Origin of the sequence: Methylobacterium sp. E-016, assembly GCF_022829745.1 — a bacterium.
Classification (GTDB): Bacteria; Pseudomonadota; Alphaproteobacteria; order Rhizobiales; family Beijerinckiaceae; genus Methylobacterium.
In genome coordinates this window covers 1-8258 of sequence record NZ_JAKSYF010000035.1, presented here as the reverse complement: position 1 = coordinate 8258, position 8258 = coordinate 1, and the positions used below count along the sequence as shown (strand labels likewise).

Here is an 8258-nt window from a genome sequence, read left to right as displayed (position 1 = left end):
ATCCAATCAGGGCAGGCCACGGGCGCTTCGTGGCGCTGAGGCGGGATCGCAGGCCGAGCGCCCATATTCCAGATGTGTTCGCGAAAGACGTGGCTGGTATAGCCGCGGTCCCCCACGACCCATTTGGGCACCCCCGGCAGTCGGTCGAGCAGGGGAACAGCGTGAGGGAGTTCATGGGCCTGACCGGGCGCCAGTTGGAAGGCGATGGCGCGGCCCTGCCCGTCGGCGATCACGCAAGCCTTGGTGCCATACCCGCCACGCGAGCGGCCAACAGCTTCACGAGTGTCTCGCTCGGCTGCAGATCCCCCCTTTTGGCGGCTCCCGCCGCCTTTTGGTGCGCCCGAACGTTCGTGCCGTCGAGGAACACCATACCGAGTTGGACACCGCGCTCCTGCACGAGGTGAAGAAGCCGCTCCCAGACGCCGGCACGCGACCAGCGGATGAAGATCTGGGCAGCCCGCCACCAGGGTCCTAATTCCTCGGGAATGGCTCGCCATTTGGCTCCGTTCTGATGCCGCCAAAGGATGGCCGAGAGCGTGCGCTGCAGATCCTGAGGAGGCGTTTTGGCCTTAGGCCGGCAGGCTTCAACCAGAGGCTCCAGATCAGCCCATTGCGCGTCGCTCAGCATCGTCCCTCCTCCATCAGAAAGACGAAAACGCAAGCCCAGCCAATCTGTTCAGGCGACGACAGGCCCTAAAGGGTGGTGGAGCAAGTTGAGCAGTGGAGCACCCACCGCCATCCGCTCCACCTGCTCCACGTTGCTCCGCTCAACTCTGGGACGTGGAGCAATCCCCTTGCCTCACCGTCACACCTTGCCGCGCTTCACCTTCGCGAGGTGTGGCAGGTGGAGCTCGGGCAGGTGCTTGCATCGACCATTGCGGGGTGATTGACGCGTTGGCCGCGAACGGCATTTCCAGGTCGCGACGCCCCACCGGGGGGGGCGGGTCCGAAGTCGGGGCGTTTGCGGGCTCAAGACCGGTGGTTTCCCGCTCCTCAGATTTAATTCGAAACCGGAGGTCGAAATGCAGGCGGAACAGGGCATCGGATCGCGCTCAGACTAGCCCGATTGCCCGTTGCCGAATCGATGGATGAGGGCGCCTAATCGGCCGCTCAGATGCACGAGGGAGCACGCCACATGGCCCATGTCGTTCACTGCCTGCGCGCCGGCCGCGCCGACACTGAAACCATCGAACACGGCACGATCATCGAGTTCGCCCGCGACACGCCCGACATCGGTGCCCGCGACATGCTGATGATCACGGCACCATCGGGCGGATCGCTGAACCTGAAGCCGGTCGGAAAGCGCGCCGAGGGCGGCACCTACGTGCTGCTGACGGTTCGGCCGGCCTGGACGTTCCGGGGCTGGCTCGAACACGTCGACGGCGGCCGTTGGCGCTTCCAGTTGGAGGCGCGCCACCTCGCCATCCTCGATCGTCTGAAGGGCGCCGCCTAGGCCTCGAAGCGTGTCGGATCAAACTCCAATCGGAAACTAACTCTGAGGAAGGCGAAGCATCCGGTCCCGAGCGCGCAAGGCTGTGACTTTCGACCCCCTACCCACCCAACCGGTCTGCGTCCGATCGCGTGCCGGCGAGAATGCCCTTCGTCACCGGCAGGCTCTGCACGAAGCGGATCACCCGCTCGGCGCGAGCCAGCCCGGCGCGCTCCCAGGAAGGCTTCCGACGGATCAGCGCAGCCGCTGCCTGAAGCTCTTTTCGGCGACCAGATCCTTTCCCACGCGCCGCCATTTGAGCCCTCGATGTGGCCAGGATCCCAGCCAAAAAATCGAAATTAAGTACGAGAAAATTTCAGTAACCGGTCTTTGGCTCGCGACGAGTTGAAATTTCAAAGCCCCCCCCGTGGGAAGCAAGCAAGGTGGCCGCTAGCGTCGCTCGCGATTGGCCTTGCGAAACGTGCCTGTCCGGCAGTTGCCCCGTGATCGTCGGTGTTAGAACTGATCTCGCGGTGCTCTGCGCGAACTGCCATCGTATGATTCACCGGCTGCCCGAGCCAGGCGACCTTGACGCCCTACGAGGGCTTCTCATCCGGCAGTAATATCGAACGAGAGCTTGCGTTCAAAGACCGCTGCGAGTGCGAAGTAGGTACCGATTTGAAAGGTTGATGCGTAGACTGAACTGCACACGATGATAGCGCGAGAGGCGTGATGGAAGACGGGCCGCTCGGTGGGCGTGGCAAGTGGAGCGATCCGCGAGTGCCGAAACGCGGGTGGACCTGCGAGAGCATCGACGATCTCGGCGACGTTCTACAGACCTGCGAAATGTGCGAGGCGCAGGACATTCGATACGTCCATGCAATGAGCCACCCGCGATATCCGGGCATACTGGAATGCGGGTGCGTGTGCTCCGGTCACATGGAAGAGGACGTGCCGGCTGCCAGGGCTCGCGAGGCGGCTGTCAGGAACCGGGCTGCGCGGTGGCGCAACTGGCCGAAACTCAAGCGTTGGTACCGCTCACGATCCGGAAACCTCACCATCGAGAAGGATGGGTGCCGCGTGACGGTCTATGTCGAACGTGGCGCCTACAAGATCTCGGCCGGCCCCATTGGCGTTGGACCACGCTTCGGCCGCCGCGTCTTCGAGACTGAGCGTGCCGCGGTGCTCGCCAGCTTCGACGCATTCATGTGGGCTAAAGAGCGATAGCCGATCGTCGGATCTCAGTCTTAATACTCGACGGTATCGGCTACACCCCCTTGCACTTCTCTAAGGTTTTCGACCAGCCACGCAGCCCGTTCGCTTTTCATCATTCGGTCGACTTCGTCCAATTGCTGCTGCATCGACATAAGCTTGCCAAATTCATTGCCCGGATCCTGAGGGTCGGTGCGTAAGGCTGTCGTGACGTTCGGCACTTGGGCGCGTCGCTTCTTGGTCAGCTCCTCGTAAAGATCCCGCAAATCCTTGTACGCCGGCGTAGGTACCATACCCGTCTCCTATTTGTAGCTTATATTAGCTAATCAGATAAATTCTCGGTATTACGAATGACGACTATTTCTTGATAGCCGGAAAAGCCATTGAGCAGTCATCAATAAGGGCCGCCGGCCACGAACGGTCGCACGCCCTCGGCCGTGGCCTTACCCTCCGCTACCTCGGCACCGTTGCGGGTGAGACGAACGACAACGATGCTGTCGACCGTAGCGAGCGTGAGGAGGCCAGAATGTTCGAGGTGACTGAGGCACTGCCGCAGCGTCGCGCGTGCGCAGCCGAGGCCGAAGGCGTCGAGGACGTCGGCAAGCGCTCCATCGTTCGAAGAGCCGTGGCAATCCTCGCCGATGAGGATACGCAGAACTGCCAGCGCGCGATGGCCGGCGATGATCTCTGAGACCTCACCCGGAGCGGCGTTCGAGATCACGGTCGCGAGCCCGGGGCAGCCTCAACAGGCTTCGCATTTTTGGCTTCGCTGGGCTTGTCGCCAACCACGGCCGGAGCGGCGCCGTGTGCGATCTCGCGGATCGAAGGAAAGCGATCGCTGAAAGCTAGGGCGAACACGATCACTCCGCCGATGATGAGAGGCGCGATGATCGCCGTGAGCAGCGCGACGCCGAGCTGCGTCCAGAACGATCCGGCGGCCTTCACCGTGGCCACGGCCGCGCCAAGCTCGCTCTTCTGCAGGTCCGTCGCGCCGCGTACCTCGCGGAGCAGCGCATCGCGCAATCCGTCCTCGCGGGCTGCCTCCACGTCGGGTGCCATGTAAGTGCGCGCCGCGAGATCGAAGACCGTCGCCGCACGGGTGCGCATCTGATCGAAATCGTAATTCGTGAGATTGCCAATCCAAGTATCGATGTCGTTCGGCGCCGGCATGTCGCCATTCCGATCGATATAGTGCCTAACCCATTCGCGGCGTTGATAAGCAAAAATCGCGTAGGTTAGGAAGTCTTCGACCGGCTCGGCATCTCCCTCGGTGATGCGGTCGAAAACTTCACGATCGTTCTCAGGCATCGATGATCACTTCGCCGCATCGCGTTTGACAGGTGCGTGCGGTGAAGGGCGAAATTCGCCGGTCTTCTCGCTGGCGAGCGCTAGAGCATCGCGCACACGAGCGATGCGGGCCTGGGTCATCGGTTCGCCCGACCTGATCACGATCGTCTTGCCGGAGGAGTAATGCCCGGTCACGGTGCTGCGAGTTCCGATGGTTCCCGACTTCTTGCTCATCTCGAATCCCTGCGGGGCGGGAGAGGCCGTAGGGCCTGCCCGAGGTCCGCGTGCGCCGAATCGTCCGCCACAAGACGCTATGTGGTGCCGTGACATCCTACAACCACGGATGTTGGCGGACGGTTAGGGACGCAGGCGCATGCCGCGAGCAGCCGGGCCGGCATTAGTCCGGCAGGCCCCAATCCCTGGCGGGGTCGTTGCGACGATTGAGGGGTATGCCGCTGTCGCGGCCGATCACCCGCCCGTCGCCGCCGATGAAGTTCTCGTGGGTCGTGTACGTCGTCTTCCCCGAATTCGACTTCATCGAGCCCCGATCGCGTTCCCAGGTCGTGCCATCGAAGGTGAAGACGTTCGCGTGCATCCACTTTCCGCGAGTGCGTTTGGCCCTGCTCGGGCAGTTCGCGTTGACCCAATCCCACCACGCCTTGTTGAGCGTGTCGAAGGTCAGCGCGGATGCGGCGGGTTCGCCCACCGCACGGCCGTCCGTCACCTCCTGTGAGGGTTGAGGCACGGATGCCTCGATTTCGATGCTGTCCACAAAGCCTCGCGCGGTGTCGCGCCCGAAGTGGGCGATCCGGTCACATAGGGCCAGGCGTACGAAAACCCCGCGCCGGCTTGTACCAGGTGTCAGATCCTGAGCTGACATTACATCGAGACGCGCGTGATACGGCGTTGGCCGGATGCGATCGACGAACGGTCGGGCGCCGCAGCGTGACAGCCTGAGATTGTCCGGTACGCTCCCGGTGATTCGTGGGGGTGTGCATGGATTTCGTAGCGATCGACATAGAGACCGCGAACCCGGATCAGGCCAGCATCTGCGCCATCGGCCTCGTAACCTTCAAAGGCGGCGAGATCGTTGACGAGCGGCACATCTACGTTGACCCCGAGGACGAGTTCTCCCCGCATCACACCCGCCTTCACGGCATCGACGCGCAACGTGTAGCTGGCGCACCCACTGTGCCGGACATCCTGGCGCAAATCGGCGAGAAGCACGGTTCCGGCATCCTATTGCACCACGGGCCGTTCGACCGCACTGGCTTCCGCCGCGCTTTCGCCCGACATGGTGTTACGCCCTGGCCGTGCGGATGGATTGACAACCTGATGGTCGCCCGCAGGACGTGGTTCGAGCATCGCGGCGCGGGCGGGTACGGCTTGAAGGCACTGGCAAAGCACTACGGCGTACCACTCGCCGCTCACCACGATGCACTCTGCGATGCCCGCGCCGCTGGCCTGCTGTTCCTCCGGGCCAGTGCCGAGACCGGTCGCACCGTCGAGGATTGGTTCGCGCGTGTGCGACAGCCGGTCGGGCGGCCGTCGAATGGCGGGGCTCCAGAGGTGCAGGCTCTAGCCGAAGTTCTGGCGGACGAAGTGATCGTCTTCACCGGCAAGCTATCTGTGGACCGTAGGGATGCGGAGCGGGATGCCCGTGCGGCTGGCTTCGGGGTTGGCGACAACGTGACCGCGAGGACCACGATCTTGGTCGTGGGCGACCAGGATGTGCGACGGCTCGCCGGCAAGGATGTCAGCCGCAAGCAGATCAAGGCCGAGGCGGCGGTCGATAGAGGGCAGTCGATCCGCATCGTGACCGAGAGCGACTTCCGCGACCTGATCGCTGTCGCCGCACCTTAGCGCTGCCCGGCAGGATACCCGCCGGGGTAAGGTTTTCGAGAAGGGCGCGATGCAAGCGATGATCAATTGAGCGCCCGGATCAGCGCCAGACTCGCGGGTACCGGAGATGAGACGGGATATTTACGTTTCCCCTCCCCATATCCTACAAGCTGAATGCACGAGGACGGAGATGGGCGCGCACGCTTTCCAGGATCAGGTGAAGGAGCTGGCTGCGGTGACGCAGATCCAGCCCATCAGCGTGCCGAAAGGCGCCGAGGTGCTGACCCTGCGGCGCGTTGGGATCGTCCGCACCGTCAATCGGATCATTGACCGGACTTGGAAGCTTCGCGCTCAGTTCATTCTTATTCTTAAAGACGTTCCCGACAAAGCAAAGCTGCTACGGGAAAAACAGAGCGGGCACGTCTTTACGGAATCAAGGGCTTCTCTTGTCAGGATTGTCGAACAGTTGAGCGTCTCGGTGCTCATCGATGGCGATGGTGATGACGTTTCTGTGTTCCTAGATGATCTCGCGACCGTCTGGGCGAAGAAGTCGGCTGATGACGGGCGTTTCATCCGTCGGCTTGCGAAACGTGTTCGCGAGGCTGGTGAGGCCTGCGACGCGCAGTGCATCCGCGTGCGGGATCAGGCTCAGGAACTCCTGGACATCATCTCGCCGAGCCCGATTGAATCAGCAGAGCCGATGCAAGGCCCTAGCAGAAATCAGTATGACGCCTTGTTCTCTGAGATCTTGGCTAAATACCCAGTGATCACGGCTCATCTTGGAAGGTGATCCTGAGCAGCCGATCTGGTTCAGTCCAGATCAAATCGAACGCTTGAACGAGATGGTGGTCGCCGAGACCGGCGAGAACCATCTCGTTCTCAGCCACGACTTGCTCGCCGGTGCCATGGCCCGGCCGGTCAATCTCTTCCTCTACGAAGCTATCACCGACATCATCGTGCTCGGCGTGCGTCTGATCGAGGCCCTGGGCAAGAACCATTGCTTCCAGCAAGGTAACAAGCGAACAGCCTTCGTCGCGGGCATCGCATTCATGCGCAATAACGGCGTGCAGATCGACCTAGCTGATAAGGTGGAGAACGCGGACCTGATCGAGCGCCTTATAACGGGCGAGGCGTCCGCGGAGGATGTCGTGGCGCGATGCCGGGCCGCTCGAATGGCCGCCTAGTCATCACGCTGTGGTTGTCGGGGTAGCGGCTGGCCGTTACAGCCCCCCCCCATGGACAAGCTCGACGCCCTTCTTGACCGCCTTAAGGCCCATCAGCGGGCGCTCATCCTCGCGGCGGCCGAGCACGACACGTTGCCGGCCACGAGCGTCCTGAGGCAGATCGCAGAGCTTGAGAACGCCATCGCGGCTGTTGAGGCGGTTGCCGACGAGGAGCGAGGCCGCCGGCGGTCGTAGCCGTATCAGTTCGCCACTGCCCCCTCGACCGGCGAATGCACATGCCGCGGGACTGCGGGACCGGCGGGCTTTACAAGCGGCTTGTATGTCCCGATATCTCACTCGTCAGCCGGCAGCGGGTTTGGGTCACTGAGCTCCAGCGCTGCCCTTGGTAGCGCGCCGGTTGACTGCCCTCAGAGAAACATTTTGCGGCCGACTGTAATGACATCGAGCTTCTGGCCGATCTCGTGAATGGCTTGAAGCTTTTGGCGCGCACGAAGTTGTGCATCCCGCCATGCCGGCCAACTTTCCGAACTCCCCGCAGCTAAGAATTCATCAATTAGCGATGAATTTTGACGTTGATACTTCAGGGTAAAATAAGCTACTAGATCAACGCATTGTATCAGGCGATTGTTTGCTGACTGTACGAAGTGAATGGAATCAACGATAGATCCAATATAGGTTGGGCGCCAGCCGATGGATGTCCCGCCACGCTTGTATAGTTCAAGGTCGTCGATTAGACGTTGCTCGATTTCCTTATTTTCATCGGCAACAAGCAGCCCAAGAGACGGCTCTGGGGCACTAAGACCCCGTTTCATAATGGGGTGAGCGGCAGGTGTCGCGGGCGTTGGGAGAGTGTCTGACGCTCACCCTGGATCGCCGATGTGGACCCCTACCGCTCGCACCGAGCTTGCGCGCGAAAGCCGCCCCTACGCAACCTGCCTGACCGACGCTGAATGGGCCGTCGTCGGCGCGATGCTGCCTAGTCCCGCATCAAGGGGTCGCCCCTGGCGCTGGCCGATGCGGTCGGTGCTTGATGGCGTCCTGTATGTATTACGGACAGGCTGCGCATGGCGGCACCTGCCGCATGAGTTCCCACCCTGGTCGACCGTGCATCGCTGGTTCTTGCGCCTGTCAGCTTCGGGCGTGTTCGAGCGCCTCGCCCACGTTCTCACGATGGACGACCGCGAGCGAGCCGGGCGTGAGGCCAGCCCGACGGGTGCCGTCATGGATGCGCAGGCGGCACGCTCGGGCGGCGTCGGCGTCGATGGAGAACGCGGCTACGATCCAGCCCGGCGTGTCGTGGGCCG

The 8258-nt window shown here is 62.4% G+C and carries 13 protein-coding genes and 1 pseudogene; 7 read left to right on the top strand and 7 right to left on the bottom strand.

The features are described 5' to 3' along the window. A pseudogene (locus tag MKK68_RS02350) lies at window positions 1–628 on the bottom strand (IS5 family transposase); the annotation flags it as partial. A 507-nt stretch (window positions 629–1135) separates the two neighbouring features. Here MKK68_RS02350 and MKK68_RS02345 point away from each other — a divergent pair. Together MKK68_RS02345 and MKK68_RS02340 are read left to right on the top strand one after the other, a co-directional pair. After that, window positions 1136–1453: a hypothetical protein gene (locus MKK68_RS02345; protein WP_244028442.1), complete on the top strand. Its 318-nt coding sequence runs from the start codon at window positions 1136–1138 to the stop codon at window positions 1451–1453. 708 nt (window positions 1454–2161) lie between these two features. Beyond that, a complete protein-coding gene (locus MKK68_RS02340) occupies window positions 2162–2656 on the top strand; it encodes a hypothetical protein (protein WP_244028440.1) in 495 nt (164 codons plus the stop codon). A gap of 20 nt (window positions 2657–2676) precedes the next feature. On the opposite strand, the gene MKK68_RS02335 is transcribed toward MKK68_RS02340, so the two are convergent. The 5 genes from MKK68_RS02335 to MKK68_RS02315 all read right to left on the bottom strand — a co-directional run bounded on the left by MKK68_RS02335 (window position 2677) and on the right by MKK68_RS02315 (window position 4700). Continuing rightward, entirely contained in the window at window positions 2677–2934 is a 258-nt protein-coding gene (locus tag MKK68_RS02335; RefSeq protein ID WP_244028438.1) for a hypothetical protein, read from the bottom strand. 101 nt (window positions 2935–3035) lie between these two features. Next, entirely contained in the window at window positions 3036–3362 is a 327-nt protein-coding gene (locus MKK68_RS02330; protein WP_244028436.1) for a hypothetical protein, read from the bottom strand. Then, a complete protein-coding gene (locus MKK68_RS02325; RefSeq protein ID WP_244028434.1) occupies window positions 3359–3949 on the bottom strand; it encodes a hypothetical protein in 591 nt (196 codons plus the stop codon). The genes MKK68_RS02330 and MKK68_RS02325 overlap by 4 nt, the downstream gene beginning before the upstream one ends. Before the next feature lie 6 nt (window positions 3950–3955). Next, the gene (locus tag MKK68_RS02320) at window positions 3956–4162 is read right to left on the bottom strand and encodes a hypothetical protein (protein WP_244028432.1); all 207 of its coding nucleotides are present in this window, start codon (window positions 4160–4162) and stop codon (window positions 3956–3958) included. Between the two features lie 163 nt (window positions 4163–4325). Next, window positions 4326–4700 (bottom strand): hypothetical protein, encoded by a 375-nt coding sequence (locus MKK68_RS02315; protein WP_244028431.1) that lies wholly within the window; start codon window positions 4698–4700, stop codon window positions 4326–4328. A gap of 224 nt (window positions 4701–4924) precedes the next feature. On the opposite strand from MKK68_RS02315, the gene MKK68_RS02310 reads away from it, so the two are divergent. The 4 genes from MKK68_RS02310 (at window position 4925) to MKK68_RS02295 (ending at window position 7188) form a co-directional block, all read left to right on the top strand. Further along, a complete protein-coding gene (locus MKK68_RS02310; protein ID WP_244028429.1) occupies window positions 4925–5791 on the top strand; it encodes an exonuclease domain-containing protein in 867 nt (288 codons plus the stop codon). A gap of 169 nt (window positions 5792–5960) precedes the next feature. Beyond that, the gene (locus MKK68_RS02305; RefSeq protein WP_244028427.1) at window positions 5961–6560 is read left to right on the top strand and encodes a hypothetical protein; all 600 of its coding nucleotides are present in this window, start codon (window positions 5961–5963) and stop codon (window positions 6558–6560) included. Beyond that, window positions 6550–6954, top strand: a complete 405-nt coding sequence (locus tag MKK68_RS02300) for a type II toxin-antitoxin system death-on-curing family toxin (protein WP_279605173.1) — start codon at window positions 6550–6552, stop codon at window positions 6952–6954. Before MKK68_RS02305 ends, MKK68_RS02300 begins: the two co-directional genes overlap by 11 nt. 51 nt (window positions 6955–7005) lie before the next feature. Beyond that, a complete protein-coding gene (locus MKK68_RS02295; protein ID WP_244028425.1) occupies window positions 7006–7188 on the top strand; it encodes a hypothetical protein in 183 nt (60 codons plus the stop codon). A 173-nt stretch (window positions 7189–7361) separates the two neighbouring features. Here MKK68_RS02295 and MKK68_RS02290 read toward each other — a convergent pair whose 3' ends face one another. After that, window positions 7362–7766 (bottom strand): DUF3800 domain-containing protein, encoded by a 405-nt coding sequence (locus tag MKK68_RS02290; RefSeq protein ID WP_244028423.1) that lies wholly within the window; start codon window positions 7764–7766, stop codon window positions 7362–7364. A gap of 64 nt (window positions 7767–7830) precedes the next feature. Here MKK68_RS02290 and MKK68_RS02285 point away from each other — a divergent pair. Continuing rightward, the coding region (locus MKK68_RS02285; protein WP_244028421.1) for a transposase at window positions 7831–8258 on the top strand (428 nt) is incomplete at its 3' end.